The 26,384-nt window shown below is 70.1% G+C and carries 28 protein-coding genes, 1 pseudogene and 1 riboswitch; of the genes and pseudogenes, 15 read left to right on the top strand and 14 right to left on the bottom strand.

All coding sequences use genetic code 11. The annotated features are described in order from the left end of the window. Positions 1–36 precede the first annotated feature (36 nt). Positions 37–2,295: a helicase-associated domain-containing protein gene (locus MAA44156_RS16350; protein ID WP_121035691.1), complete on the bottom strand. Its 2,259-nt coding sequence runs from the start codon at positions 2,293–2,295 to the stop codon at positions 37–39. 129 nt (positions 2,296–2,424) lie between these two features. On the opposite strand from MAA44156_RS16350, the gene MAA44156_RS16345 reads away from it, so the two are divergent. From MAA44156_RS16345 to MAA44156_RS16330, 4 genes are read left to right on the top strand one after another with little or no spacing between them, the layout of a single operon-like run. Next, positions 2,425–2,625: a hypothetical protein gene (locus tag MAA44156_RS16345; RefSeq protein ID WP_011723881.1), complete on the top strand. Its 201-nt coding sequence runs from the start codon at positions 2,425–2,427 to the stop codon at positions 2,623–2,625. An 8-nt stretch (positions 2,626–2,633) separates the two neighbouring features. Next, positions 2,634–3,164 carry a cyclic pyranopterin monophosphate synthase MoaC gene (gene moaC, locus MAA44156_RS16340; protein WP_023866475.1) on the top strand — a complete coding sequence of 177 codons (531 nt, stop codon included), beginning with the start codon at positions 2,634–2,636 and terminating at the stop codon, positions 3,162–3,164. Further along, complete coding sequence (locus MAA44156_RS16335) at positions 3,161–3,643, top strand: MogA/MoaB family molybdenum cofactor biosynthesis protein (protein WP_009975118.1); 483 nt, start codon at positions 3,161–3,163, stop codon at positions 3,641–3,643. The genes moaC and MAA44156_RS16335 overlap by 4 nt, the downstream gene beginning before the upstream one ends. Then, entirely contained in the window at positions 3,640–4,065 is a 426-nt protein-coding gene (locus MAA44156_RS16330) for a molybdenum cofactor biosynthesis protein MoaE (protein WP_009975119.1), read from the top strand. Before MAA44156_RS16335 ends, MAA44156_RS16330 begins: the two co-directional genes overlap by 4 nt. Before the next feature lie 79 nt (positions 4,066–4,144). Here the strand turns inward: MAA44156_RS16330 and MAA44156_RS16325 are convergent, their stop codons facing one another. The 4 genes from MAA44156_RS16325 to MAA44156_RS16310 all read right to left on the bottom strand — a co-directional run bounded on the left by MAA44156_RS16325 (position 4,145) and on the right by MAA44156_RS16310 (position 7,133). Continuing rightward, positions 4,145–4,918 carry a transglycosylase family protein gene (locus MAA44156_RS16325; protein ID WP_029248386.1) on the bottom strand — a complete coding sequence of 258 codons (774 nt, stop codon included), beginning with the start codon at positions 4,916–4,918 and terminating at the stop codon, positions 4,145–4,147. A 13-nt stretch (positions 4,919–4,931) separates the two neighbouring features. Beyond that, positions 4,932–5,116: riboswitch (cyclic di-AMP (ydaO/yuaA leader) on the bottom strand. A gap of 235 nt (positions 5,117–5,351) precedes the next feature. Beyond that, positions 5,352–5,630 carry a MoaD/ThiS family protein gene (locus MAA44156_RS16320; RefSeq protein ID WP_009975122.1) on the bottom strand — a complete coding sequence of 93 codons (279 nt, stop codon included), beginning with the start codon at positions 5,628–5,630 and terminating at the stop codon, positions 5,352–5,354. A gap of 4 nt (positions 5,631–5,634) precedes the next feature. Further along, positions 5,635–6,729 (bottom strand): GTP 3',8-cyclase MoaA, encoded by a 1,095-nt coding sequence (moaA, locus tag MAA44156_RS16315; protein ID WP_009975123.1) that lies wholly within the window; start codon positions 6,727–6,729, stop codon positions 5,635–5,637. Then, positions 6,726–7,133 (bottom strand): YccF domain-containing protein, encoded by a 408-nt coding sequence (locus MAA44156_RS16310; RefSeq protein ID WP_009975124.1) that lies wholly within the window; start codon positions 7,131–7,133, stop codon positions 6,726–6,728. The genes moaA and MAA44156_RS16310 overlap by 4 nt, the downstream gene beginning before the upstream one ends. A gap of 163 nt (positions 7,134–7,296) precedes the next feature. On the opposite strand from MAA44156_RS16310, the gene MAA44156_RS16305 reads away from it, so the two are divergent. The 3 genes and pseudogenes from MAA44156_RS16305 to MAA44156_RS16295 all read left to right on the top strand — a co-directional run. After that, positions 7,297–7,704: a cold-shock protein gene (locus MAA44156_RS16305; protein WP_003872914.1), complete on the top strand. Its 408-nt coding sequence runs from the start codon at positions 7,297–7,299 to the stop codon at positions 7,702–7,704. A gap of 98 nt (positions 7,705–7,802) precedes the next feature. Then, entirely contained in the window at positions 7,803–9,731 is a 1,929-nt protein-coding gene (locus MAA44156_RS16300; RefSeq protein WP_009975125.1) for an acyl-CoA dehydrogenase family protein, read from the top strand. A 47-nt stretch (positions 9,732–9,778) separates the two neighbouring features. Next, positions 9,779–10,735 (top strand): annotated as a pseudogene (locus MAA44156_RS16295) (glutathione S-transferase family protein); the annotation flags it as partial. A gap of 10 nt (positions 10,736–10,745) precedes the next feature. Here the strand turns inward: MAA44156_RS16295 and MAA44156_RS16290 are convergent. The 3 genes from MAA44156_RS16290 to MAA44156_RS16280 all read right to left on the bottom strand — a co-directional run bounded on the left by MAA44156_RS16290 (position 10,746) and on the right by MAA44156_RS16280 (position 13,966). Further along, positions 10,746–11,693, bottom strand: a complete 948-nt coding sequence (locus tag MAA44156_RS16290; protein ID WP_023880309.1) for an endonuclease domain-containing protein — start codon at positions 11,691–11,693, stop codon at positions 10,746–10,748. A 105-nt stretch (positions 11,694–11,798) separates the two neighbouring features. After that, positions 11,799–12,251, bottom strand: a complete 453-nt coding sequence (locus tag MAA44156_RS16285; RefSeq protein WP_219727972.1) for a DUF2771 domain-containing protein — start codon at positions 12,249–12,251, stop codon at positions 11,799–11,801. Between the two features lie 44 nt (positions 12,252–12,295). Continuing rightward, positions 12,296–13,966 (bottom strand): MFS transporter, encoded by a 1,671-nt coding sequence (locus MAA44156_RS16280; protein WP_009975132.1) that lies wholly within the window; start codon positions 13,964–13,966, stop codon positions 12,296–12,298. A 130-nt stretch (positions 13,967–14,096) separates the two neighbouring features. Between MAA44156_RS16280 and MAA44156_RS16275 the strand changes: the two genes are divergently transcribed. Next, on the top strand, positions 14,097–14,942 hold the full coding sequence (locus tag MAA44156_RS16275) for a DUF3027 domain-containing protein (RefSeq protein WP_224110831.1): 846 nt from the start codon (positions 14,097–14,099) through the stop codon (positions 14,940–14,942). On the opposite strand, the gene MAA44156_RS16270 is transcribed toward MAA44156_RS16275, so the two are convergent. Next, on the bottom strand, positions 14,939–15,403 hold the full coding sequence (locus tag MAA44156_RS16270; protein ID WP_009975134.1) for an SRPBCC family protein: 465 nt from the start codon (positions 15,401–15,403) through the stop codon (positions 14,939–14,941). The two genes, MAA44156_RS16275 and MAA44156_RS16270, sit on opposite strands and share 4 nt — an antisense overlap. A gap of 23 nt (positions 15,404–15,426) precedes the next feature. After that, positions 15,427–15,702 (bottom strand): DUF2530 domain-containing protein, encoded by a 276-nt coding sequence (locus MAA44156_RS16265; RefSeq protein WP_003877344.1) that lies wholly within the window; start codon positions 15,700–15,702, stop codon positions 15,427–15,429. Between the two features lie 203 nt (positions 15,703–15,905). On the opposite strand from MAA44156_RS16265, the gene MAA44156_RS16260 reads away from it, so the two are divergent. Genes MAA44156_RS16260 through MAA44156_RS16250 form a run of 3 tightly spaced genes read left to right on the top strand, consistent with a single transcriptional unit; the run spans position 15,906 to position 17,486 of the window. After that, entirely contained in the window at positions 15,906–16,337 is a 432-nt protein-coding gene (locus MAA44156_RS16260) for an Rv0880 family HTH-type transcriptional regulator (protein ID WP_009975136.1), read from the top strand. Beyond that, positions 16,334–17,203, top strand: coding sequence for a TrmH family RNA methyltransferase (locus MAA44156_RS16255; protein WP_009975137.1), 870 nt, complete (start codon positions 16,334–16,336; stop codon positions 17,201–17,203). The genes MAA44156_RS16260 and MAA44156_RS16255 overlap by 4 nt, the downstream gene beginning before the upstream one ends. A 10-nt stretch (positions 17,204–17,213) precedes the next feature. Beyond that, on the top strand, positions 17,214–17,486 hold the full coding sequence (locus tag MAA44156_RS16250; protein WP_003877345.1) for a DUF2537 domain-containing protein: 273 nt from the start codon (positions 17,214–17,216) through the stop codon (positions 17,484–17,486). Here the strand turns inward: MAA44156_RS16250 and sepH are convergent. Both sepH and serC read right to left on the bottom strand, forming a co-directional pair. Next, the gene (gene sepH / locus MAA44156_RS16245) at positions 17,483–18,262 is read right to left on the bottom strand and encodes a septation protein SepH (RefSeq protein ID WP_009975139.1); all 780 of its coding nucleotides are present in this window, start codon (positions 18,260–18,262) and stop codon (positions 17,483–17,485) included. The genes MAA44156_RS16250 and sepH overlap by 4 nt on opposite strands. A gap of 122 nt (positions 18,263–18,384) precedes the next feature. After that, positions 18,385–19,509: a phosphoserine transaminase gene (serC, locus tag MAA44156_RS16240; RefSeq protein WP_011723892.1), complete on the bottom strand. Its 1,125-nt coding sequence runs from the start codon at positions 19,507–19,509 to the stop codon at positions 18,385–18,387. A 240-nt stretch (positions 19,510–19,749) separates the two neighbouring features. Here serC and MAA44156_RS16235 point away from each other — a divergent pair, with 240 nt between their 5' ends. Together MAA44156_RS16235 and MAA44156_RS16230 are read left to right on the top strand one after the other, a co-directional pair. Continuing rightward, on the top strand, positions 19,750–20,775 hold the full coding sequence (locus tag MAA44156_RS16235; RefSeq protein ID WP_009975141.1) for an AurF N-oxygenase family protein: 1,026 nt from the start codon (positions 19,750–19,752) through the stop codon (positions 20,773–20,775). 17 nt (positions 20,776–20,792) lie between these two features. Beyond that, positions 20,793–22,493, top strand: a complete 1,701-nt coding sequence (locus MAA44156_RS16230) for an FAD-dependent oxidoreductase (protein ID WP_029248388.1) — start codon at positions 20,793–20,795, stop codon at positions 22,491–22,493. Here MAA44156_RS16230 and MAA44156_RS16225 read toward each other — a convergent pair. Continuing rightward, positions 22,490–22,966 (bottom strand): VOC family protein, encoded by a 477-nt coding sequence (locus MAA44156_RS16225; protein WP_003872898.1) that lies wholly within the window; start codon positions 22,964–22,966, stop codon positions 22,490–22,492. The two genes, MAA44156_RS16230 and MAA44156_RS16225, sit on opposite strands and share 4 nt — an antisense overlap. A 127-nt stretch (positions 22,967–23,093) precedes the next feature. Further along, entirely contained in the window at positions 23,094–24,215 is a 1,122-nt protein-coding gene (locus tag MAA44156_RS16220; protein WP_003872897.1) for a citrate synthase 2, read from the bottom strand. Between the two features lie 104 nt (positions 24,216–24,319). On the opposite strand from MAA44156_RS16220, the gene pdxH reads away from it, so the two are divergent. Next, positions 24,320–24,949, top strand: a complete 630-nt coding sequence (gene pdxH / locus MAA44156_RS16215; RefSeq protein WP_029248389.1) for a pyridoxamine 5'-phosphate oxidase — start codon at positions 24,320–24,322, stop codon at positions 24,947–24,949. Positions 24,950–25,084: 135 nt separating this feature from the next. Further along, positions 25,085–26,380 carry a citrate synthase gene (locus MAA44156_RS16210; RefSeq protein ID WP_003872895.1) on the top strand — a complete coding sequence of 432 codons (1,296 nt, stop codon included), beginning with the start codon at positions 25,085–25,087 and terminating at the stop codon, positions 26,378–26,380. The last annotated feature ends 4 nt before the right edge of the window (positions 26,381–26,384 follow it).

The raw sequence follows: 26,384 nt of genomic DNA, 5'->3' as shown, positions 1-26,384 counted from the left end.
GGCGCCGCTCCTCCTCATCGTTGGCTCTGCTTGTCATTATCGGCCGGTGGCCGACACCACCGACGTGATGCGGTGGATGGCGAAGTCGCGCAGCCGTCCGGACGCGGAATCGAAGGCCACCAGCTGGCCGCCCCGGACGCTGATCGGCGACACCACCCGCTGGGTGGCCACGCCCGCTGCGTCTAGATAACCGATCACCAGGGTGTCTTGTTCCTTGGCGGCGCGCTGCAGCAGGGTCATGGTCAACGCCGGGTCGACGCGGACGTTGCCGAACGGTGCGGCGGTGACCCGGCGCAGCACCGCGACCACCGCGTGCAGGCTCTCGGTGTTGGGCCGGCGCACGGGCCGGTAGGCCCGGCGCTGCTGCGGCGTGGCCACCCGGGCGCCGCGCGGACGCACGTCGACGATGGCGCCGGTGGAGTCCTCGGCCGCCGGGGCGAAGCCGGCGGTCCGCAACGCGGCGAGCACCTCGCCGATGGGCGCCGGCGACACCGCGACGGTGGGGGCCAGGGTGCGCAGCGCCACGTCCTCGGTCGCGGGGGCCGCCACCGCCTGGGCCAGCAGCGCCGGGTCCTCGCAGCGCACGAACGAGGCCGCCATGCCGATCCGCAGCTGCCCGTGCCGGCGCGCGACGTCGTCGATGAGGTAGGTAAGCCCTTGGGGCACCGGTGTTTTCGAATGGTCGGCGAAGAAGGCGTGCATCCAGTCGCGGGTCTTGCCGATGTCGAGGGCATGCCGGATCGACTGCTCGCTGACCCGGTAGACCATCGCCGCGCCGGCCGATTCGACGGTGGCCACGGTGGCGAGTTCCTCGGCCAGATCCCGCTGCAGCGGCCCGGGCACGACGACGGTCAGATCCGCCTGCACCAGGAAGTGGTCGACCGGCTTGGGCAGCGCCCGGGCCATCGCGTCGATCGCGGCCTGGGGGTCGGCGTCCTCCTCCAGCAGCGCCCGGGCGGGGGTGCTGATCGCCCCGCGCCCGACCAGGCCCAGGGCGTGGGCTTCGCGGAGCAGGTCCGCGACGGGTTCGGGCTGCAACCGCTTGGCCCAGCGGGGCCGTCGCCAGATCAGCGCCGCCGACGCCGAGGTCGCGTCCACGCCGGCGCCGGGCGGCAGATCGGACAGCATGCCGAGCAGCAGCCGCCGGTCCAGCGGGGCGGCCGTGGAGTACAGGGCGTCGGTGAGCGCCCCGTAGGGTTTGCCGTCCGGCCCGCGACCGCCGATCAGGGCCGGCCGGCCGGGCAGGTCGAGCCAGCTGCCAGCCAGCAGCTGCCAGCGCTCGGCGGTCGACAGCGCGGCGAAGCGGTCGGCGGCCGTCGTCGGCGCCCAGTACGGCGCCTCGCCGGTGGCAGGCTCGGGGTCGGGCATGCCGCTGGCGATCAGCCCTGCCGCGGCCGCCACTTCCAGGATCAGGCCCAGCCGTTGCTCGTCGATGCCGGTCGTCTTGCTGAGCCGCTTGACCTCGCGAACCCCGAGCCCGCCGCTGCGCAGCTCGGAAACCGGTGCCGCGGACAGTGTTTCCAGCAGCACGTCGAGCTCGCGCAGCAGGTCGATGACCGCGCCGGCGGCCGCCGCGTCGGCGTCCTCGGCCGTCGTGGTCGACACCACCGGGTCGGGCGCACTCAGTTGCAGGGGGCCGGGCTGCTCGCCGCGCAGTACCTGCCCCACGTGGCGGGGCAGGATCACCGTCTCGGCATCGAGGCGCCGCAGCAACCCCATGGCCAGCAGCTGGGGCACCGGCCGGTCGGCGGGTGCGCCCGGCGCGGCGTCGCGGGTGCGGCCCATCGGGGAGCCCTCGAGAAGTTTCTCCAGCACATCGAGCTGCGCTGGGTCGAGGTCATCGATCAGCGCGGCGATCTGCTCGGCGCTGCGCGAGGAGTCCTTGAGGATGACCTGGCCCGGATGCCACGGCATGCCGCTGCCCGCGTCCGCGGCGACCTGCAGCGCGCCGTCGCCCCACACCAGGACGCGCTGCCGCAGGTCGTCGAGCGCGTCGAGGATCTCGGTTTCGGCGGCGCGCTCGCCGATCAGCGCCAGCAGCTTGGCGGTCGGCACCGGCTGGACGTCGGCCTGCAACACCAGCAGCGCGTCGAGCACCGCCAGCCGCAGGAAATCGAGGTCGTCGGTGGCGGCCTTGATCGACTGGCGGGCCTGGGCTCGCGCGGCCAGTGCGGCGATGCTGCCGGGCGGCGGCTGGGCCAGGTCCGGCCGCAATTCCAGCAGTCGGATCAGCCGCTCGTCGGACAACTCGGCCAGCCACGACCCCAGCGGGATATCCGGGGTGTTGTCGGTCATTGCTGACCAGCGTAAAGCAGGTGACGGGTGGCCAGCAGACCTCCGCGAGCGCCAGGCCGAGACCCGTTGGGAACCCCGAACCTGCGGTCTTGCGGCGACGTTGCCAGGCCACCTGTCAGAATGGAACCCGTGGCTGACATTGCTGAGGGCAAAGCACGCAAGAACAGGTATGTCGACAACGGCTGGCCGACCACCGACCCCGACGACCACGCGGTCAGTGAACTCGTGACCGACCGGACCGGCGCGCTGTCGCCGTTCGGCGAGCTGGTGTTCCCGCTGCCCGCCACCGAGCTGCCCTACCTGCACCCGGTCACCGTCGTCAATCGGTAGGTCGCCGGATGGCCAGGGCCCCTGAGGCCTCGACAGCCTCGGCGACCCGGGCGTCGGGAGAACCCCGCTCGGGTGCCCTGTCACACCTGGACGAGCGGGGGGCCGCGCACATGGTCGACGTCAGCGGGAAGGCGCCCAGCAAGCGCACCGCCGTCGCCGCCGGGGTGCTGCGCACCTCGGCGGACGTGGTGGTGCTGATCTCGACCGGCGGGCTGCCCAAGGGTGACGCGCTGGCCACCGCCCGGGTGGCGGGCATCCAGGCCGCCAAGCGCACCAGCGACCTGATCCCGCTGTGCCATCAGCTGGCGCTCACCGGGGTCGACGTCGACTTCGCCGTGGGCGAGTCGGACATCGAGATCACCGCGACGGTGACCAGCACCGACCGCACCGGCGTGGAGATGGAGGCGCTGACCGCGGTCAGCGTGGCGGGCCTGACGCTCTACGACATGATCAAAGCGGTCGACCCGGCCGCGCGCATCGACGACGTTCGAGTGCTCCGCAAGGAAGGCGGCAAAACCGGAATGTGGACACGGTCATGACCACCCGATCGGCCCGCGTCATCATCGCCTCCACGCGTGCGTCGTCCGGAGAGTACGAGGACCGCTGCGGGCCGATCATCACCGAATGGCTTGCCCAGCAAGGCTTTTCGTCGGCGCAGCCGGAGGTGGTCGCCGATGGGCCGCCGGTCGGTGAGGCGCTGCGCAAGGCCATCGACGACGACGTCGACGTCATCCTCACCTCCGGCGGCACCGGCATCGCGCCCACCGACAGCACCCCGGATCAGACCGTGGCCGTCGTCGATTACCTGATTCCCGGCCTGGCCGAAGCGATCCGCCAATCGGGTCTGCCGAAGGTGCCGACGTCGGTGTTGTCCCGCGGTGTGTGCGGGGTGGCCGGGCAGACCCTGATCGTCAACCTGCCGGGTTCGCCGGGCGGGGTGCGCGACGGCCTGGGCGTGCTCGCCGGTGTGCTCGACCACGCCCTCGACCAGCTCGCCGGTAAAGATCACCCGCGATGACGCTCGTTGTGCGCGCCGCCGTGACCGAGCACCCGATCGTGCTGGCCGAGCACGAGGAACTGGTCGGCCATCAGTCGGCCGGGGCGGTCGTCGGGTTCGTCGGGATGATCCGCGACCACGACGGCGGGCGGCGGGTGGTTCGGCTGGAGTACTCCGCGCATCCGAGCGCCGGCGAGGTCATGGCCGAGGTGGTGGCCGAGGTGGCGCAGCGGTCCAGCGGGGTGCGGGCCGTCGCCGCCAGCCATCGGATCGGTGTGCTCAGCATCGGCGAGGCGGCGCTGGTGGCCGCCGTGGCCGCCGACCACCGGCAGGCCGCATTCGACACCTGCGCACAGCTGGTGGACACCGTCAAGGCGCGATTGCCGGTGTGGAAGCACCAGTTCTTCGCCGACGGCACCGACGAATGGGTGGGCTCGGCCTGAGACCTGGATGCGCCGTGCCCAACACGCCCCGACAGGAGGGTTTTCGGGGCGTGTGGGGAATCCCGGTGGGGTTAGCGCGTCAGGCGCTGGGTGCGGGCTGCACCAGGGCGTCGAGCGCGTCGTTGCCCTGAACGTCTTGGGCGCGAATCGCTTCCCACAGACGCTGGGTGTAACCGGCTTCCGAGACGTGGTCGGGCATGCCGGCCGGCACGAAACCGTGGAAGTCGCCGTCCGGGGCCGGTGCGTCCGCCGGCGGTGCGGGTGGTGTGGCGTCGGCCGGGGGCGCGGGCGGCAGGTCGGCGGGCGCGGGCGGTAGGTCGGCGGGAGCCGGCGGCGGTGCGTCGGGCGCCGGCGCGTCCGGAGGTGCCGGCCGGTCGAAGGAGGCCAGCTGCACCGGGGCCGGCGGGGGCGCGTCCGCGGGCGGGGCCTGCGGGACGCCGTTGACACCGGGTGCGTCCAGACCGGCCGGGGCGGGTACGTCGCGCGGGGTCGGGCCGGACAGCGGCCCCCCGCACACCGGCCACGCGCCGCGGCCCTGGGTGGCCAGCACCCGCTCGGCGACCGCGATCTGTTGCTCCCGGGTGGCCAGCTCGGCCGACGGCGCGTACTCGCCGCCGCCGTGCGCGGCCCAGGTGCTCGCGCTGAACTGCACACCGCCGTGGTAGCCGTTGCCGGTGTTGATGCCCCAGTTGCCGCCGGACTCGCAGCGGGCTACCTGATCCCATTCGCCGTCGGTGGCCGCGGCCGCCTGGCCGGCCATGGCGATGGCGCCGCCACCAAGCACTGCGCCGGTAACGGCGATCTTGGCGACGCTGACACTGGAAGTGGTGGGCTTACGGTGACGTCCACTCATACGCGCCGATGTATTCCTCTCTCGTCACGCGCCTGCGAGGTCAGCTGTCGGGTTCGGGTTGGAGAGGCCACCCGGCCGGCGTGGTCGTCGAAGCGACGACGTCGGCTTCACCCCTAGGAGCCGCGGGCGGCTCCAGTCCGATCACGGTGGACCGGTGGGTCCCCCGTCTCCATCCATGTGGTTCGGTTGCCCCCGCCTATTGGATGGACCTCGGCGCGATAGGGAGGGGAGGTCCGCCAATCGGGATGGCTGGCGAGCCTTCGGAGACGTTAACGGTTTCTGTTGGTCTCGTCACGTCTGGCGAAACCCGGCGTTTCCCTCGCAGCCATCTGCGAAAACCGCAGGAACACAAAGCGTTTGCGCAGCTCAGAACGGGCGAGACCGGCGCGTGATCGCGCCGTTATCATTCCGTGACGTGAGATATTTCACAGTTTCAGCCGCCGGAGAACGGCGGCAAAACGTCGATCGTGTCACCGGACCGCAACGACTGGGTCTCGTCGCGGACCGCGATCCCGTCACACAGGTAGGAGCAGCGGCTCAACACCTCGGCCAGGCGGGATCCGCGCACCGCGAGCCGCTCGACCAGCTCGCCCACCGTGGTGCCGGGCCGCACCACCACCGTCTCCGACTCGGCGCCCGCCGCCGCCCGGGCGGCCGCGAAGTAGCGCACCGTCACCGAGATGCCGTTGGCCTGGACCGGGGCGCGTCCCATCGGGCTAGCCACCGATCGCGCTCATCGGGCGGTCGGGCTGGATGAAGTTCGGGTCGTTGATGCCGTGACCGGCGGGCTTGGCCCACATCGCGGCGCGCCACGCCGCCTCGACGGCGTCGTCGGCTGCGCCGCCGCGCAGCAGCCCGCGCAGGTCCGTCTCCCGCGTCGAGAACAGGCAGCTGCGGATCTGCCCGTCGGCCGTCAACCGGGTGCGGTCGCAGGTCGAGCAGAACGCGTGCGAGACCGACGCGATGACACCGAATTTCCCGCCGGGCGTTCCCGGGCCGGTGTCGACCAGCCACAGCTGGGCCGGAGCCGATCCGCGCGGTGCGGGGTCGGGACGCAGCCGAAAATGCTTGCGCAGCACCGCCAGCACCGCGTCGGCACTCAGCGCGGCGTCCCGCCGCCATTGGTGCCCCGCGTCCAGCGGCATCTGTTCGATGACGCGCAGCTGGTAGCCGTATTCGAGGCAGTACCGCAACAACTGCACGACGTCCTCGCGTCCGGTGGCGGGGTCGAGCACCGCGTTCACCTTCACCGGCGTCAGACCCGCTTCTTTGGCGGCGGCCAAGCCGGCCAGCACGTCGGCGAGCCGGTCGCGGCGGGTGATGGCCGCAAAATGTTCCCGGTCCACGCTGTCCAGCGAGATGTTGACGCGGTCCAGTCCGGCGCGGGCCAGCCCGGCGGCCCGGCGGGCCAGTCCCACGCCATTGGTGGTCAGCGAGATCTCCGGGCGGGGCCGCAGTGCGGCCGCCGCGGCCACCGCCTCTTCGAGATGGCGGGCCAACAGCGGCTCGCCGCCGGTGAACCGCACGCTGGTGACCCCCAACCGGGTGACCGCGATGCGCATCAGCCTGGTCAGCTCGTCGGAGGTCAGCAGCTGTTCGCCGGGCAGCCAGTCGAGGCCCTCGGCGGGCATGCAGTAACTGCACCGCAGGTTGCAGCGATCGGTCAGCGAGATCCGCAGATCGGTGGCGACGCGCCCATAGGTGTCGCGCAGCGGGCCGCTCGACGGCGCCGGCGCGGCAAGCGCGCCGTCGGCGGCCGGGCCGTCGAAGCGGCTCGGCATGGTCGGCAGACCCAGCGCGGTCAGCGTCATGCGGCCACCGGCGGAGCGTGCGGAACCGGTGAGCCGACCGGGACGATCTGCTTGCCCAGCGGCATCAGCGACACCGGAATCAGTTTCAGGTTGGCCAGTGCGAGCGGGATGCCGACGATCGTCAGCGCCATCGCGGCCGCGCTGAGGATATGGCCAATCGCCAGCCACACGCCGAACAGCACCACCCAGATGACGTTTCCGATCAGGGCGCCGGAGCCGGCGGTCGGCTTGTCGACGATGGTGCGGCCGAACGGCCACAGCGCGTAGGACGCGATGCGCAGCGACGCGAAGCCGAACGGGATGGTGATGATGAGCAGGAAGCAGACGAGCGCCGCCGCCAGGTATCCGACGGCCATCCACAGCCCGCCGAACACCAGCCAGATGACATTGAGAATCAGGCGCATATCTCCTCCGCGGTATTACCAAGCGTACCGAGTGACGAATAACGGGGGTGCTCGCGAGGCGCGCACCCGAGTAGGATCAGACTCTTAATACGGCGTCCTGCGCAGGCGGGACGCTTATTGTGTTGCCTATTTCATTGATTCGTCAGACAAGCAGGTGAGACCAGTGCCGACCGGCAAGGTTAAGTGGTACGACGCTGACAAGGGCTTCGGCTTCCTGTCCCAGGAGGACGGCGAAGACGTGTACGTCCGCTCGTCGGCGTTGCCCGCTGGCGTCGAGGGGCTCAAAGCGGGCCAGCGCGTGGAATTCGGCATCGCCTCCGGCCGCCGCGGACCGCAAGCGTTGAGCCTCAAGCTGATTGAGCCGCCGCCGAGCCTGACCAAGGCGCGGCGCGAGGGGCCTGCCGAACACAAGCACAGCCCCGACGAGCTGCACGGCATGGTCGAGGACATGATCACGCTGCTGGAAAGCACCGTCCAACCCGAGCTGCGCAAGGGCCGCTACCCCGACCGCAAGACCGCGCGCCGGGTCTCCGAGGTGGTCAGGGCGGTGGCCCGCGAGCTGGACGCCTGACACATCGTTTGTCAGCGCCTGTTTGCAGTTGACCGTGGTGGCGGGCCGCGCACGGGGTACTCACACCCCATTGACGGCCGGCGAGCAGGGAGGCTGCGATGGCACAGCAAACGCAGGTCACCGAGGAGCAGGCGAGAGCGCTCGCCGAGGAGTCGCGCGAGACCGGTTGGGACAAACCGTCCTTCGCGAAGGAACTGTTTTTGGGTCGCTTTCCGTTGGAGCTGATCCACCCGTTCCCCCAACCCTCGGACGCCGACGAGGCCCGCACCCGCGCGTTCCTCGACCAGTTGCGGAAATTTCTGGACACGGTCGACGGCAGCGTGATCGAACGCGACGCCGAAATTCCCGCCGAGTATGTGCGGGGCCTGGCCGACCTGGGTTGTTTCGGCATGAAAATTCCGTCCGAATTCGGCGGGCTGAACATGTCCCAGGTCGCCTACAACCGGGCGCTGATGATGATTTCGTCGGTTCATCCCAGCCTCGGCGCGTTGCTTTCGGCGCATCAGTCGATCGGAGTGCCCGAGCCGCTCAAGCTCGCCGGGACGCCCGAGCAGAAGCGTAAATTCCTGCCGCGCTGCGCCGCGGGGGCCATCTCGGCGTTCCTGCTCACCGAACCGGACGTGGGCTCCGACCCGGCGCGGCTGGCGTCGACGGCCACCCCGGTCGACGACGGCAAGGCCTACGAACTCAACGGCGTGAAACTGTGGACCACCAACGGTGTGGTCGCCGAGCTGCTGGTGGTGATGGCGCGGGTTCCCAAGTCCGAGGGACACCGCGGCGGGATCAGCGCCTTCGTGGTGGAGGCCGATTCCCCGGGCATCACCGTGGAGCGGCGCAACAAGTTCATGGGGTTGCGCGGCATCGAGAACGGCGTGACCCGGCTGCACCGGGTTCGGGTGCCCAGCGAGAATCTGATCGGCCGCGAGGGTGACGGCCTGAAGATCGCGCTGACCACCCTCAACGCCGGGCGGCTGTCGATTCCCGCGAGCGCCACCGGGTCGGCGAAGTGGGCGCTCAAGATCGCGCGCGAATGGTCCGGCGAGCGGGTGCAGTGGGGCAAGCCGCTGGCCGAGCACGAGGCGGTGGCCCGCAAGCTGTCGTTCATCGCCGCGACCGTCTACGCGCTGGACGCGGTGCTGGAGCTGTCCGCCCAGATGGCCGACGAAGGACGCAACGACATCCGGATCGAGGCGGCCCTGGCCAAGTTGTGGTCCAGCGAGATGGCCTGTGTCATCGCCGACGAGGTGATGCAGATCCGCGGCGGGCGGGGCTATGAGACCGCCGAGTCGTTGGCCGCGCGCGGCGAACGGGCGGTAGCCGTCGAGCAGGTGCTGCGCGATCTGCGGATCAACCGCATCTTCGAGGGCGCCAGTGAGATCATGCGGCTGCTCATCGCCCGCGAGGCGGTCGACGCGCACCTCGCCGCGGCGGGTGACCTGGCCAAGCCGGACGCCGGTCTGCGGGAGAAGGCCGCCGCCGCGGTCGGGGCGAGCGGGTTCTACGCAAAGTGGTTGCCGCAGCTGGTTTTCGGTGAAGGTCAGCGTCCGCGGGCCTACCACGAGTTCGGGGCGTTGGCCCGCCACCTGCGGTTCATCGAACGATCCAGCCGCAAGCTGGCGCGCAACACCTTCTACGGCATGGCCCGCTGGCAAGCCAAGCTCGAGCAGCGGCAGGGCTTTCTCGGGCGGGTGGTCGACATCGGCGCCGAGCTGTTCGCGATGTCGGCGGCCTGCGTGCGCGCCGAGGCGCAACGCAACGCCGATCCGGTGCTCGGTCAGCAGGCCTACGAGCTGGCCGAGGCGTTCTGCGCGCAGGCGACCCTGCGGGTGGAAGCGCTGTTCCAGGCGTTGTGGGACAACACCGACACCGGTGATGTCGCGCTGACCCGCAACCTGCAGCGAGGCCGCTACGCCTGGCTCGAGGACGGCATCATCGACCAGTCGGAAGGCTCCGGGCCGTGGATCGCCCATTGGGAAGAGGGCCCGTCGACCGAGGTCAATCTGGCGCGGCGGTTTCTGACGATCTGATTCGCGTCGCTCGGGTGGACATCGGGCGTTCGGGCAGTATTGGAGGTATGGCCAGCTACGTCGCCGGGTCGGGGGAGTTCACCCGCGACACCGACTACATCACCACCCGCATCACCGCCGACGGCCGCGACGGCTACCCGGTCGAGCCCGGCCGCTATCGGCTGGTCGTGGCGCGCGCCTGCCCGTGGGCCAACCGGGCGATCATCGTGCGCCGGCTGCTGGGCCTGGAAAGTGTTCTGTCCATTGGCTTTTGCGGCCCCACCCACGACGAGCGCAGCTGGACGTTCGATCTCGATCCCGGCGGCGTCGACCCGGTCCTCAAGATTCCCCGGCTGCAGGACGCCTACTTCAAGCGGTTCCCCGGCTACCCCAAGGGCATCACGGTGCCCGCCATCGTGGACGTCGGGACCGGGGCGGTGGTGACCAACGACTTCGCGCAGATGACGCTGGATCTGTCGACGGAGTGGACCGCATACCACCGCGACGGTGCGCCCGAGCTGTACCCCGAGCGGCTGCGCGCCGAGATCGATGAGGTGAACAAGCGGGTGTACACCGAAATCAACAACGGTGTGTACCGGTGCGGCTTCGCCGGTTCGCAGCAGGCCTACGAGGCGGCCTACGACCGGCTGTTCACCGCGCTGGACTGGGTGAGCGATCGGCTGGCCGATCGGCGATACCTGGTGGGCGACACCATCACCGAGGCCGACGTGCGGCTGTTCACCACCCTGGCCCGGTTCGACGCCGTCTACCACGGCCACTTCAAATGCAACCGCAGCAAGCTGAGCGAGATGCCGGTGTTGTGGGCCTATGCCCGGGACCTGTTCCAGACGCCGGGCTTCGGCGACACCGTCGACTTCGTCCAGATCAAGCAGCACTACTACATCGTCCACTCCAACATCAACCCCACCGGGATCGTGCCGAAGGGGCCCGACCTCGCCGGCTGGCTGACACCGCATGGGCGAGAAGCGTTGGGCGGCAGGCCGTTCGGCGACGGCACGCCGCCGGCCACGGCGCCTAACGCCGGCCCTTGCCGCCGAACGTCGACTTGTTGGGCGAAATCGGCTGGGTTGTGCCCAACAAGTCCACGCTGGGCGATCGAAGCGGGCACCCCGATGCGCCCAGGGCGTTGCGGGTGCGCGCCAGGATGTCGTACGGGCGGTATCGCAGCATGTCGGCGCTCACCCGGACGATCGTCCAACCACGCGCCTCGAGTTCGGCCAACCGGTCGATGTCGCGGGTCCGCTGCGCGGGGTCCGTCCAATGCTGGGCGCCGTCGAATTCCACGCCGACCTTCCATTCCTCCCATCCCATGTCGATGCGCGCCAGCACCGCGCCCCATTCGTTGCGTACTTCGATCTGGGTTTGTGGGCGCGGCAATCCGCTGCCGGCGAGGAGCAACCGGGTCTTCGTCTCGTACGGTGATTCGGCGCCGCCGTCGACCAGAGTCAGGACACGTCGCAACTGCACCAGTCCGCGGGCTCCGCGGTGCCGGTCGGCCAGCAGCTCGACGTCTGCTGTCTTCACGTCGCTCGCATGCATGAGGGCGTCGAGCCGAATCACCGCGGTAGTCAAGCCCTTTCGCCGGCCCAGGTCGAATGCCGTGCGTGCCGGCGTGGTGAGGCTCATCCCGTCGCGCATCGTCGTCTCGTCGTCGCAAAGGGTGTCACTGTGCAAGATGATGCCGCGGGCCTTGTCTCGGCCGGCGCGGTTGAGCTCGGCGGGCAGCCAGTCGTCGATCCACGCGGTGCGGTGTAGCGCCGCCGCGGACAGGCCCGCCAACGTCGCGGTCCGTCCGGACCACAGCCAGGCGGCGACGGCCCGGGTCACCGGCGTCAGCTGCTGCCCACGACGGACGTATACGTTGCGGTGAACCATCGTGAATTCGGTTCGCAACCGGTGCCGGGTGACGACCCCGGCCGCTAGTGCGTCGGTGCCTCGAAAAGGCCAGTCAGGGATTCCCATGGGGACACGGTGCCGGTGGGCACCGACACGTCCCGCCGAACGTCGAGTTGTGGCGGGAAACCGCGGCGTGTCGGCGCAACAACTCGACGTTGGACGCCAGAAGGGCTAAAAGGTCAGGCGCACAGACCATTCCGCGTGCGGGACGTCGCGCACCTCGCCCGCGGGGTCCATCGCCAACGTCAGCAGCTGCACCACGATCCCGGCCAGCCGCCCGCGATGCGGGTCGACCGACGGGATGGTCACCGCGAACCGGGTGCCCGGGCGGTAGATGGTGCTGGTCGTGTTGCCGGGATCCTCGTACACCTGCAGCAGCCGCCAGGGGGCGCGCGCGATGGCGTCGGGCACCGAGAGCTGAATCGGGTAGCGCTCGCTGACCGGCAATTCGCCCTGGCTCTGCGGTGTCTCGCAGTCTTCGAGGTTGAGCACGTTGCAGTACAGGTAGGGCCCGACCCGGGTCAGGTGGCCGTGCGAGTACGCGCTGATCTCGGGGTGTTGCGGGCCGCCGCGGCCGACCAGCAGCCAGGTGCCGACGCCGGCCCCGGCGCAGAGCACGATCATCAGGCAGGCGAGCAGCACGGCCACGCCCCGCCGGGTCTTGGGCTTCACTCGGCGACCACCGCCGGTCTGCCGACGCCGCGGCGGGCGCCCTCCTGCTCGACCATGATGGGTCTGTTACCTCCCAGGCCGGGAATCAGCGAGTTGCCGCGGAAGCTGACCAGCGTCTGCGCCAAGCCCAGGATGAGCAGGGCGGTGACCGCGGTGAACCCGACCCACAATTCGGTGTACACCAGCACGCCCAGCGCGCCGCCGAGGACCCAGGCCAACTGCAGCGTCGACTCCGAGCGGCCGAACCCCGAGGCGCGGGATTCCTCGGGCAGGTCGTCCTGCAGCGCCGCGTCCAGGGAGGCCTTCGCGATGGCGCTGGCCCCCGACGTGACCAGGGTGGCGATCACGGCCAGCATCAGGTTGCCGGCCACCGAGGCGGCCAGCGCGACGGCGGTGACCGCCACCGTGCAGCGCACCACCAGCACGGCGGGCCGGCCCAGTTTGAGTCGCGCGCTGGTGAAGTTGCCGACGAAGTTGCCGACGCCGGCCGCGGCGCCGATCATCCCGAGCATGGCGAGCTGGGCCCAGCCGTTGGCCTGATGCGCCTTGGCCACGAACGCGGGATACAGGAACAGAAAGCCCACCATCACCTTGATGGTGCAGTTTCCCCACAGCGAGGTGATGATGTTGCGGCCCAACGGTTGTCGCAGCGTGGCGGTGGCCTTTTTGGGGACGTTCTTGACTTCCTCGGGCCAGCGTCGGCGCAGCGGCTCGCTGTCGCGGCGGTAGCTCAGGGTGGCGGGCACCTCGCCCGCGGTCACCTCGACCCAGCGCGGGATCCGCATGGACAGCGACGCCCCCGCCACGGTGACGGCCACGACGACGAACAGGGCGCCGGGCAGCTTGAACAGATGGGTGCAGACGAATTCCACACCACCGGCGATGGCGCCGCCGACGATGGTGCCGCCCAGCAGACCGAACATGGTCAGCCGCGAGTTGACCCGCACCAGGTCGATGCTCGGCGGCATCACCCGGGGCGTCACCGCGCTGCGCAGCACGGAGAACGATTTCGACAGCACCATCATGGCCAGCGCGCACGGATACAGCACCATTGACGGGTAACTGCCGCTGGCGCCGTCGTAGTTCATGATCAGCACCGCCGCCAAGGCGGTCCGCAGGACGAACGAGGCGGCCAACGCGACGCGGCGGCCGTGCTGCAGCCGATCCAGCGCCGGACCGATGAGCGGGGCGATCACCGCGAACGGCGCGATGGTGATCAACAGATACAGCGCCACCCGGCCCTTGCTCTCCCCGGTCGCCGCGGCGAAGAACAACGTGTTGGCCAACGCCACGGCCATCGCGGCGTCCACCGCGAAGTTGGCCACCACCGGCCAGGTCAGCGCCGTCAGGCCGGACTTGTCGGCGCCGTCGGCGGTCGCGGCGCGCTGCACCATCCAGTACATCCGGGAACCCATCTCGCGGCTGCGCAGCGCCGCGGCGCGGGTGACGGTGATCCGCTCGCCGGCGACCGGTCCCCGCGGCGGGGCGCCGGCGCCGCGGTCCGGCTGCGGCTGGTGGCCCAGCGGCGGTAGATAGCGGTTGGCGCTGGGCATCGGCGGCGGGCGGCGCGTCCGGCGGTCGCCGGTGTCGCCGGCCGGGTAATTGGCCGCGCCGGGATGGGGTGCGGCAGCGCTGTTGCCGGGCCGGCGGCCCGGCTTGGCGGCCACCCGGCCCGGATCGCCTTGCCGCCGTCCAGACACGCCCCGATTCTCCCCTATGCCGACTCCGTGCGTCTGCAGGTAACGGGGCGTGGCTCGTCAACCTAGTATTGGAACCGCGATGCAGACACAAGACAGCGTGACCACACCTCTCGAGGAGTCCTCGATGGCGACCGCGGGCGAGTGGCCCGAAGGGTTGGCGGCGGTGCTCACCGGCGCTGCCGACCAGGCCAGGGCCGCCGTCGTGGAGTTCAGCGGGGCGGAGACGGTCGGCGACTATCTGGGCGTCGGCTACGAAGACCCGTACGCCGCCACGCACCGGTTCCTGGCGCACCTGCCCGGCTACCAGGGCTGGCAGTGGGCGGTCGTGGTGGCCGCCTATCCCGGCGCCGACCACGCCACCATCAGCGAAGTGGTGTTGGTGCCGGGCCCGACGGCATTGCTGGCGCCGGAGTGGGTGCCGTGGGAACAGCGGGTGCGGCCCGGCGATCTCAGCCCGGGCGACCTGCTGGCTCCCGCCGCCAACGATCCGCGGCTGGTGCCCGGCTACACCGCCAGCGGCGACCCGCAGGTCGACGAGACCGCCGCCGAGATCGGGCTGGGCCGGCGCTGGGTGATGAGCGCCGAGGGCCGCGCGGAGGCCGCCGAACGCTGGCACACCGGCGCGTACGGCCCCGACTCGCCGATGGCCCGATCGACCAAGCGGGTGTGCCGCGACTGCGGGTTCTTCCTGCCGTTGTCGGGATCCCTGGGCAGGATGTTCGGGGTGTGCGGCAACGAGCTGTCGGCCGACGGGCACGTCGTCGACATGCACTACGGCTGCGGCGCGCACTCGGACACCCCCGCCCCGGCGGGCACCGGCTCGCCCGCCTACGAGCCCTACGACGACGGCCTGCTCGACGTGACGCAGACACCGGTCGAGCCGACGCCGCCGCCCGAGACGCCGCAAGCCGAGCCGGAGCCCGAGACCGAGACGCCCAGCTAGCGCCGGTCCGTGTTCTCGGCGGCGGCCTTGATGCGCGCCAACGAGGCGTTCATGCCGTCGAGCAATTCGCGTTCGAAGTTGTCGGTGCCGCCGAGGAACGCCTTGACCGACAGGTTGGAGAACGCGGTGACGCCGTTCTCGGCGTGCCGGCTCTCGATCAGCCGGGTGCCGGTGTCGGTGGGTTCGAGCTCGTAGCTCCAGATCGTGTTGTTGGTGTCCACCCGGAACGCGAGTTTGCGGTCGGGGATGATCTCCACCACCGTGCAGGTGGTCGGCCAGAACAACCGGTTGCGCCGATTGAGGTTGATGGTGCGGGTGCCCTGACGCACCGGGCCCAGCGGTTTCATCCACCGGCACTGCGGGCTCCACTGCGGCATGCGGCGCAGATCGGAAACCAATTCCCACACCGTGGCAACCGGGGCGTCGATGTCGATCTGCGCTCGCAACAGCGGGGCTACCATCGCTCCTCCAACGGGTCGGCGAACTAGTCGTGCTCGAGGAAATTTTCCAGGCCGGTTTGGGCGCCGCGGGCACCGCGCCGGGCGGCGGCCAGCTGCAGCAGAAAGATGCTGGTGCCCAGCACGCCCACGCCCAGGCCGGCCAGTGTCACCGGGCGCCAGCAGTGCAGGCCCGGCACCAGGAAGGCGGCGCCCACCGCGGCCAGCCAACCCAGCGCACCGAGCGCGATGAACGGCCACACCCGCAGCAGCGCCGCCGGCAGCGGCGGCGCGGTGCGGTTCGGGCCGGATTCGGTGGACATCGCGATTAACATAACCCGCCGCCGCCGCTCGTCGGTGGCGGCCCGGTTGCGCCCGACGGGCGGTCGAAAACCGCTGAGCGCAGCGGGATACGCGGGCGGGTAAGCGTTTCGATGAAACGGCGGGCGGTTCGGCCGGGGGCGTCAACACCCGTCGTTCACCGGTTCGTGTCCCGGTTTCTCAGGCTTGCGTGTAACCTCGCGCCATGCCTGACAGCGATGCCCGGCTGGCCAGCGACCTGTCACTGGCTGTCATGCGGCTGGCCCGCCAACTGCGATTCCGCAACCCCTCGTCGCCGGTGTCGCTGTCCCAACTGTCGGCGCTGGCGATGCTGGCCAACGAGGGCCCGATGACGCCCGGGGCGCTGGCGGTCCGCGAACGCGTCCGGCCCCCGTCGATGACCCGGGTGATCGCCTCGCTGGCCGAAATGGGCCTGGTGGACCGCACCCCGCATCCCGTCGACGGCCGGCAGGTGCTGGTCTCGGTCTCCGAGGCCGGGGCCGAATTGGTCAAGGCCAACCGGCGCGCCCGTCAGGAGTGGTTGGCCAAGCGGCTGTCCACGCTGGACGACGACGAGCGCGAAACCCTGCGCCACGCGGCCGATCTGATGCTGGCCCTGGTCGACGAAGGCCCGTGAACACCGATGCGCTGGACGTTCGCGACGTTGACGACCCCGACGACCCGAGGCTCGACGACTTCCGCGACCTGAACAGTGTCGATCGGCGTCCCGATCTGCCGTCGGGCAAGGGGCTGGTGATCGCGGAAGGCGTGCTGGTGGTGCAGCGCATGCTGGCGTCCCGGTTCCGCCCGCACGCCCTGCTGGGGACCGAGCGCCGGCTCGCCGAGCTGCGCGACGACCTGGCCGGCGTCCCGGTGCCGTACTACCGAACGTCGGCCGACGTGATGGCGCGGGTGGTCGGCTTTCACCTCAACCGCGGGGTGCTGGCGGCCGCCCGGCGGGTGCCGGAGCCCGGCGTCGCCGAGCTGCTGGCCGGCAGCCGCACCGTCGCGGTGCTCGAGGGAGTCAACGATCACGAGAACCTGGGCGCGATCTTCCGCAACGCGGCGGGGCTGGGCGTCGACGCGGTGATCTTCGGCAGCGGCTGCGCCGACCCGTTGTACCGCCGCGCCGTCCGGGTGTCGATGGGTCATGCGCTGCTGGTGCCGTACGCCCGCGCAACCGACTGGCCCGCCGAGCTGAAGACGTTGAAGGAGAAGGGGTTTCGGCTGCTGGCGATGACGCCGCAGGGTTCCGCGTGCGGCTTGGCCGAGGCGATGACGGCGGCCCGCGGCGACCGCGTGGCGGTGTTGGTGGGTGCCGAGGGCCCGGGGCTGACGCCGGCCGCGCTGCGGTTGAGCGATGTGCGGGTGCGCATCCCGATGTCGCGGGGCACCGACTCGCTCAACGTCGCGACGGCGGCCGCGCTGGCGTTCTACGAGCGGTCTCGCCCGGTCGGGGGGCACCGCGCGGCGGCCGGAGGCGGAGATGGACAGTCGGGCTAGGCTGCGGCTGATGAAGGACGAGACCGTGCCCTGGGCAACGGGTTTGACGGTGACCGCGTTTGTCGCGGCGGTCACCGGCGTCGCGATCGTGGTGCTCAGCCTGGGTCTGGTCCGGGTGCATCCGCTGCTGGCCGTCGGCCTGAACATCGTGGCCGCCGGGGGACTTGCGCCGACGTTGTGGGGGTGGCGGCGCACCCCGGTGCTGCGCTGGTTCGTGCTGGGCGCCGGGGTCGGCGTGACCGGCGCGTGGCTGGTGCTGCTGGTGCTGGCGGTCGCGGGTTAGCGCTGACCGCCGGAGCGCACACCGAGCAGCACGTCTTCCCAGGCCGGGATGACCGGCTTGCCGCGGCGGGTGTGCACCGGCTTTTCCTCCGGTTCGGCGGGTTCGGCGGCCGGCGCTTCGGCGGTAGGCGGCTTGGCCGGTTCGTCGAAGTCGACGTGGGCGACCCGGGCCAGCGGCCGCAGCGGCAGCTCGAAGTTGGGATCGATCAGGGCGGTGGCCGCGTCGTCGATGGCGGTGACGGTGCCGCCGTGGGCGCCGGGGGTGAAGCAGAAGTGCGCGACGTTGTCCGAGCGGCCGACCTTCCAGGCCAGCTGCACCGTCCAGCGGTTGTCTTCGTTGCGCCACGCGTCCCAGCTGAGTTTGTCGTGGCGCAGCCCCCGGGTCACGAAGGCCGCGGTGACCGTCTCCAGCAGGGTCAGCACCGCCGGACCGTCCGCCAGCATCGGATGTGCGGCGGTTGCCAGCTCGGCGGCCCGGTAGCGCTCCAGCAGCACCGGGTGGGCGAACCGGCGCACCCGTGACACGTCCGAGCCCGATGCCGCCGCGACCTGCTCCACCGAGGCGCCGGCGCGGATCTTGGCCTGAATTTCTTTGGGGCTCAACATGTTCGTCACTTCGATCTCGAGCTGCGGCTGCTCGGGAGGCTCGGCTTCGTGGCGCAACACGGCCCGCAGGTGGTCGTCGGCGGGCAGCTTGAACTGCTCTGCGGGGTCATCACTTTCGCAGATCAAATATTTGCTGTCGGCATCGAGCCCAACCACTTTGAGTTCCCGCATGGCTATCTCCTCGCAGGCTCCGTGCAGCTCAGCGACGGACCCGTCAGGTGCGCACTTTAGTCCAGCAACCGCCCGTCACCTGTGCTGACACGCTGGGTGGTTGCGGGCTGATTGCTGTCCGGTTACAGCCGCTCGACGACCCAGTCCACACACTGGGTCAGGGCGCTGACATCGTCGGGGTCGACCGCCGGGAACATCCCCACCCGCAACTGGTTGCGGCCCAGTTTGCGGTACGGCTCGGTGTCGACGACGCCGTTGGCGCGCAGGATCTTCGCCACGGCCGCGGCGTCGACGTCGTCGACCAAGTCGATGGTGCCCACCACCTGCGAGCGCAGCTTCGGGTCGGCGACGAACGGCGTGGTGTAGTCCCGCTCCTCGGCCCAGGAGTACAGCCGCCCGGCCGAGTCGGCGGTGCGCTTGACGGCCCAGTCCAGCCCGCCGTTGCCCAGCATCCAGTCGACCTGCTCGGCCATCAACGCCAGGGTGCCGATCGCCGGGGTGTTGTAGGTCTGGTCCTTCAGGCTGTTCTCCACCGCGATGGGCAGCGACAAGAAGTCGGGAACCCAGCGGCCGGACGCGGCGATGGACTCGACGCGGGCCAGCGCGGCCGGGCTCATGAGCGCCAGCCACAGCCCGCCGTCGCCGGCGAAGTTCTTCTGCGGCGAGAAGTAATAGGCGTCGGTCTCGCCGATGTCGACCGGCAGGCCGCCGGCGCCGGACGTGGCGTCGATGGCGACCAACGCGTCACCGGAATCGGCGGGGCGGCGGACCGGGACCGCGACGCCCGTCGACGTCTCGTTGTGCGCCCAGGCGATCAGGTCCACCGACGGATCGCTCTGCGGTTCGGGTGCGCTGCCCGCGTCCGACTTGATGACGACGGGATCGCCGACGAAGGGGTTCTTGGCGACCGCGGCGGCGAACTTGGAGCTGAATTCGCCGTAGGACAGGTGCAGCGAGCGCTTGTCGATCAAGCCGAAGGCCGCGGCGTCCCAGAACGCGGTCGCGCCGCCGTTGCCCAGGATGACCTGGTAGCCGTCGGGCAGCGAAAACAGCTCGGCAAGCCCCGAGCGGAGCCGGCCGACCAGATTCTTCACCGGCGCCTGCCGGTGCGAGGTTCCGAACAGCGGCGCCGCGGTCGTGCTCAGCGCCTGCAGCTGCTCGGGCCGGACCTTGGACGGGCCGCACCCGAAGCGGCCGTCGCGGGGTTTGATGTCAGCAGGGATCTGGAGCTGGTCAGCCATGCTCATCAGGGTAGTGAGCCGACGCGGCGGGCCGGCGGGGCGGGCCGCCCGGCGGCGCGGCCGGGCCGGGCAAAACGCCTGTTCGGGCTGGTGCGAGGGTTTCGCCGGCTGTGATCCAGGGCATACCTCCAGAATGACCACTGGTCAGGTCACAGTGCCCGGGAGGGGTCTAGGAAATATCCGGTACCTCCGGTACTGTCTGGACATAGCACGTCCAAATGTAAACCTCGTTGAGGAGGCCTGGATATGGCTAGGACGCGGATGGTCCGGCGTTGGCGCCGCAACATGGAGGTGCGCGACGACACCGACTACGTGAACATGCTTGCCACACTGTCCGAGGGGTCGGTGCGGCGAAACTTCAACCCGTACACCGACATCGACTGGGATTCACCGGAATTCGCGGTCACCGAGGATGATCCGCGGTGGATTCTGCCGGCGACCGACCCGCTGGGCCGCCACCCCTGGTACCTGGCGCAGTCCGACGAGCGCAAGATCAAGATCGGCATGTGGCGGCAGGCCAACGTGGCCAAGGTGGGACTGCACTTCGAGTCCATCCTGATCCGCGGCCTGATGAACTACACCTTCTGGGTGCCCAACGGGTCGCCGGAATACCGGTACTGCCTGCACGAGTCGGTCGAAGAGTGCAACCACACCATGATGTTCCAGGAGATGGTCAATCGCGTCGGCGCCGACGTCCCGGGCATGCCGCGGCTGCTCAAGTGGATCTCGCCGCTGATCCCGCTGGTGGCCGGGCCGTTGCCGGTGGCCTTCTTCATCGGGGTGCTCGCCGGTGAGGAGCCGATCGACCACACCCAGAAAAACGTTCTGCGCGAAGGCAAGTCGTTGCACCCCATCATGGAGCGGGTGATGGCCATTCACGTGGCCGAGGAAGCCCGGCACATCTCGTTCGCGCACGAGTTCCTGCGTAAGCGGTTGCCGCACTTGACCAAGCGGCAGCGGTTCTGGGTTTCGCTGTACTACCCGCTGACCATGCGGCTGTTGTGCAATGCGATCACCGTGCCGCCCAAGCAGTTCTGGCGCGAGTTCGACATCCCCCGTGAGGTCAAAAAGGAGCTCTTTTTCCGGTCTCCGGAGTCGCGGAAGTGGTTGAGCGACATGTTCGCCGACGTCCGGATGCTGGCTCACGACACCGGCCTGATGGAGAACCGCTCGGCCCGGCTGATGTGGCGGCTGTGCAAGATCAACGGCAAGCCGTCGCGCTACCGCAGTGAACCGCAGCGGCAGCACCTGGCTGCCGTGCCGGCCGCCTAACCACGGCGAGTTCCTTTATGCCGCACGTTATTACCCAGTCGTGCTGTAACGACGGGTCCTGTGTTTTCGCGTGCCCGGTGAACTGCATTCACCCCACGCCCGACGAGCCCGGCTTCGCCACCTCGGAGATGCTCTACATCGACCCGGCGGCGTGCGTGGACTGCGGCGCCTGCGTCAGCGCCTGCCCCGTCGGTGCGATCGCCCCCGACAACCGGCTGGACGACAAACAGCTGCCCTTCGTCGAGATCAACGCGTCGTTCTACCCGAAACGGCCGGCCGGCCAGAAACTGCCGCCGACGTCCAAGCTGGCGCCGGTGATCCCGGCCGTCCCGGTGCGGCCGCGCGGCCGGCCGCTGACGGTGGCCATCGTCGGATCCGGCCCGGCGGCGATGTACGCCGCCGACGAACTGCTCACCCAGGACGGCGTGCGCGTCAACGTCTTCGAGAAGCTGCCGACGCCCTATGGGCTGGTGCGCGCCGGGGTGGCGCCCGATCACCAGAACACCAAGAAGGTGACCCGGCTCTTCGATCGGGTCGCCGGTCATGACCGCTTCCGGTTCTACCTCAACGTCGAGGTCGGCAAGCATCTCAGCCACGCCGATCTGCTGGCCCATCATCACGCCGTGCTGTACGCGGTGGGGGCGCCCGACGACCGCCGGCTCGACATCGAGGGCATGGGGCTGGCGGGCAGCGGAACCGCGACCGAGCTGGTGGCGTGGATCAACGGGCATCCCGAGTTCACTGCGCTGCCAGTCGATCTGCGCCACGAGCGGGTGGTGATCATCGGCAACGGGAACGTCGCGCTCGACGTCGCCCGAGTGCTCACCGCGGACCCCGATGACCTGGCCCGCACCGATATCGCCGACCACGCGCTGGCGGCGCTGCGCGGCTCGGCGGTGCGCGAGGCGGTGATCGCCGCCCGGCGCGGGCCGGCCCAGTCGGCGTTCACGCTGCCGGAACTGATCGGGCTCACCGGCAGCCGCGAGGTGGTGCTCAGCGCGGCCGACCGCGAGTTGGTCGCCGCCGACCTGGCGAACGCCTCGGATGCCCTGACCAAGGCCAAGCTGGAGGTTTTGAGCACGCTCGGCGACGCTGCGGCGCCCAGCGAGCGTCCGAGAATCAGGCTGGCGTATCGGCTCACCCCCGACCGGATCCTCGGCGAGCAACGCGTCACCGGTGTGCAGTTCACGCTCACCGGCACGGACGAAACACATTGCCTGCCAACGGGTTTGGTGCTGACGTCGATCGGCTACCGCGGCAAGCCGATTCGCGACCTGCCCTACGACGAGGCGGCGGCGGTGGTGCCCAACGACGGCGGCCGCGTCGTCGACCCCGCCTCGCGACGACCGGTGCCCGGCGCCTACGTCGCCGGCTGGATCAAGCGGGGACCCAGCGGGTTCATCGGTACCAACAAGTCCTGCTCGCTGCAGACCGTGCAGGCCCTGGTGGCCGATTTCAACGCCGGCGAGTTGGCCGACCCGGCGGCCAAACCCGAGGCGCTGACCGCCCTGGTGCGCGCCCGCCGGCCCGACGCGATCGACGCGGCGGGGTGGCGGGCCATCGACGCCGCCGAAATCGCGCGCGGCAGCGCGGACGGCCGACCGCGCAACAAGTTCACCGACATCGGCGACATGCTGGCGGCCGCGGCCGCCGCAGAGCCGGCGCCGCCGCCGCGACGCCGGCTCCTGGCCCGGTTGGTGCCGTCCGGGCGCGGCTAGGCCTGCCCGGCCCCCTGCTCAGCGGCCATCGCCGCCATCGCCGCCGCCATCTCCTCCGGGCTGACCTCGCGCACCGGCTGCCCCAGGGACCAGTGGTGGCCGAACGGGTCGGCGACCATGCCGTAGCGGTCGCCCCAGAACTGGTCCTCCAACGGCACCACCACGGTGGCGCCGGCATCGACCGCCCGCTGAAAGCTCGCGTCGACGTCGGGCACGGTCAGGTGGATGGTCACCGGGGTGCCGCCCAACGACGTCGGCGTCATCGACTTGCCGCCGCACACTTCCGGGAAGTCGTCGTTGAGCATCACCATGAAGCCGTTGATGCGCACTGCGGCGTGCGCCAGTTTGCCGTCGGGACGCGGCAGGCGCCCCAGCTCCTCGGCACCAAAAGCCTTGACGTAGAAGTCGATTGCCGCGGCCGCGTTGTCGACCACCAGGTGCGGGGACAGTGCGGGCTCGATGTTGATCGCCATGCTGGCACTCCTTGCTGTCGGTTCCAGACCTGCCCGCTGCGGGCAGGCTCACGACTTATGACTGCGTCGGTGACGCAAACTCATCGCGACGGCAATCATTAGATCGCCGGGTACCGACAACCGGGCCTCAGGCGTTGGTGAGGCTGCGGTCCCAACCCTCGACGGATTCCGGGCTGCGCGGGCCGGGGCCCACGTAGATCGCCGACGGGCGGACCAGCTTGCCGAGCCGCTTCTGCTCGAGAATGTGGGCGCACCACCCCGCGGTACGGCCACAGGTGAACATCGCCGGCATCATGTTGGCCGGCACCCGGGCGAAGTCCAGGATGACCGCCGCCCAGAACTCGACGTTGGTCTCGATGGCCCGGTCCGGACGGCGCTCGCGCAGTTCGGCCAGGGCGGCCTGCTCCAGCGCGACGGCGACCTCGTGCCGCGGCGCGCCGAGCCGCTCGGCGGTGGCGCGCAGCACCCGCGCGCGGGGATCCTCGGCGCGGTAGACCCGGTGCCCGAAGCCCATCAGCTTGTCGCCGCTGTCCAGGATCTTCTTGACCAGCCCTCGGGCGTCGCCGGTGCGCTCGACCTCCTCGATCATCGGCAGCACCCGCGCCGGAGCCCCGCCGTGCAGCGGTCCGCTCATCGCCCCGATCGCCCCGGACAACGCGGCCGCCACGTCGGCGCCGGTGGAGGCGATCACCCGCGCGGTGAACGTCGAGGCGTTCATGCCGTGCTCGGCGGCCGACACCCAGTAGGCGTCGATCGCCTCGATGTGCCGCGGGTCCGGCTCGCCCTGCCACCGCGTCATGAAACGTGCAGTGACGGTTTCGCATTCGTCGATGACCCGCTGCGGCACCGCGGGCTGATAGATGCCGCGCGCGGACTGCGCGACGTAGGACAGCGCCATCACCGAGGCCCGGGCCAGCTGGTCGCGGGCGGTGGCGTCGTCGGTGTCCAGCAGCGGCTTGTAGCCCCAGATCGGGGCCAGCATGGCCAGCCCGGCCTGCACGTCGACGCGCACGTCGCCGGTGTGGATCGGCAGCGGGAACGGCTCGGCGGGCGGCAGCCCGTGGCCGAACTTGCCGTCGACCAGCAGCGCCCACACGTCGCCGAACGTGACCTGCTGGCTCACCAGGTCTTCGATGTCGACACCGCGGTAGCGCAGCGCGCCGCCGTCTTTATCCGGTTCGGCGATTTCGGTGGTGAAGGCGACCACGCCTTCCAGGCCGGGGACAAAGTTCTCGGGGACAACAGTCATGGGAAAATTCTCGCACCCCGCCCTGGGGCGGACGCTACCGGCCGGTAGCAAGCGCCGGTAGCGTTGGCGCGGTGCCGGGACCAGCAGACGAGCACCTGCAGAGAATGCGTGTGGAATACGGATCGGTGGAAAAGGACGGCAGCCCGGATCTGGACGTCGACTGGCTCGACGACGGCTGGGTTGCGTTGTTGCGCAAGTGGATCGACGACGCCGAGCGCGCCGGGGCGGCCGAGCCCAACGCGATGGTGCTGGCCACCGTCACCCCCGACGGCAGGCCGGCCAGCCGAACGGTGCTGTGCAAGAGCCTGGACGAGACGGGAATCACTTTTTTCACCAACTATGACTCGGCCAAGGCCGACGATCTGGCGGCGACGCCGTACGCCGCGGTGACGTTCCCCTGGTACCAGCTGGGTCGGCAGGTCCACCTGCGCGGGCCGGTGAGCAAAGTCACGGCCCAGGTCACCGAGGACTACTGGTCCAAGCGACCGCGCGGGTCGCAGCTGGGCGCCTGGGCGTCGCAGCAGTCCCGGCCGATCGCCTCCCGCGCGGCCCTGCTGGAGCAGCTGGCGCAGGTGACGGCCCGCTTCGCCGACCACGAGCGGGTGCCGGTGCCGCCGGGCTGGGGCGGCTACCTCATCGCCGCCGACGTGGTGGAGTTCTGGCAGGGGCGGGAAAACCGGTTGCACAACCGCATCCGGGTCACCGGCAACCGGGTGGAGCGTCTGCAGCCGTAGCGCGCCGGGCCACTTGATCGATTGCGTGACCAGCGGACTCGACCCCGGGCAGGCGCCTCCTCGCCATAACGACTACCTTCAGCTGTAAGCACCTAGTCAGGGCAGCCATATCAGCCAGAGCGCAAAGGGGTTCTCGTGGCCGACACCGACGACATCGCCACTTTGAAGTACCCGGGCGGGGAAACCGACCTGGAGATCGTCAGCGCCACCGAGGGCGCCGACGGCATCGCGCTGGGTTCGCTGTTGTCCAAGACCGGCTACACCACCTTCGACAACGGCTTCGTCAACACCGCCTCGTGCAAGAGCGCGATCACCTACATCGACGGCGACGCCGGCATCCTGCGCTACCGCGGCTACCCGATCGAGCAACTGGCCGAGAAGTCGACCTTCCTCGAGGTGAGCTACCTGTTGATCTACGGCGAGCTGCCGGACAAGGACCAGCTGGCCGAGTTCACCAAGCGGATCCAGCTGCACACCATGCTGCACGAGGACCTGAAGCGGTTCTTCGACGGCTTCCCCCGCAACGCCCACCCGATGCCGGTACTGTCCAGTGCCGTCAACGCGCTGTCCGCCTACTACCCCGATTCGCTGGACCCGATGGACACCGAGGACGTCGAGCTGTCCACGATCCGGTTGCTGGCCAAGCTGCCGACCATCGCCGCGTACGCCTACAAGAAGTCGGTCGGCCAGCCCTTCCTCTACCCGGACAACAAGCTGAGCCTGGTGGAGAACTTCCTGCGCATGACGTTCGGCCTGCCCGCCGAGCCGTATCAGGCCGACCCCGAGGTGGTCCGCGCGCTGGACATGCTGCTGATCCTGCACGCCGACCACGAACAGAACTGCTCGACGTCGACGGTCCGGCTGGTGGGGTCCTCCCAGGCCAACCTGTTCACCTCCATCTCCGGCGGCATCAACGCGCTGTGGGGGCCGCTGCACGGCGGGGCCAACCAGGCGGTGCTCGAGATGCTGGAGAAGATCCGCCAAAGCGACGACGACGTCAGCGAATTCGTGCGCAAGGTGAAGAACCGCGAGGCCGGGGTGAAGCTGATGGGCTTCGGTCACCGGGTGTACAAGAACTACGACCCGCGGGCGCGCATCGTCAAGGAACAGGCCGACAAGATCCTGGCCAAGCTCGGCGGCGACGACGACCTGCTCGACATCGCCAAGCAACTCGAAGAGGCCGCGCTGACCGACGAGTACTTCATCGAGCGCAAGCTGTACCCCAACGTCGACTTCTACACCGGCCTGATCTACCGGGCGCTGGGCTTCCCGACCCGGATGTTCACCGTGCTGTTCGCGCTGGGGCGCCTGCCCGGCTGGATCGCGCACTGGCGCGAGATGCACGACGAGGGCGACAGCAAGATCGGCCGCCCGCGCCAGATCTACACCGGCTACACCGAGCGCGACTACGTCACCATCGACGCCCGCTAGTTTT

Origin of the sequence: Mycobacterium avium subsp. avium, assembly GCF_009741445.1 — a bacterium.
GTDB classification, from domain to species: Bacteria; Actinomycetota; Actinomycetes; order Mycobacteriales; family Mycobacteriaceae; genus Mycobacterium; species Mycobacterium avium.
This window is presented reverse-complemented; position numbering and strand designations above follow the sequence as displayed.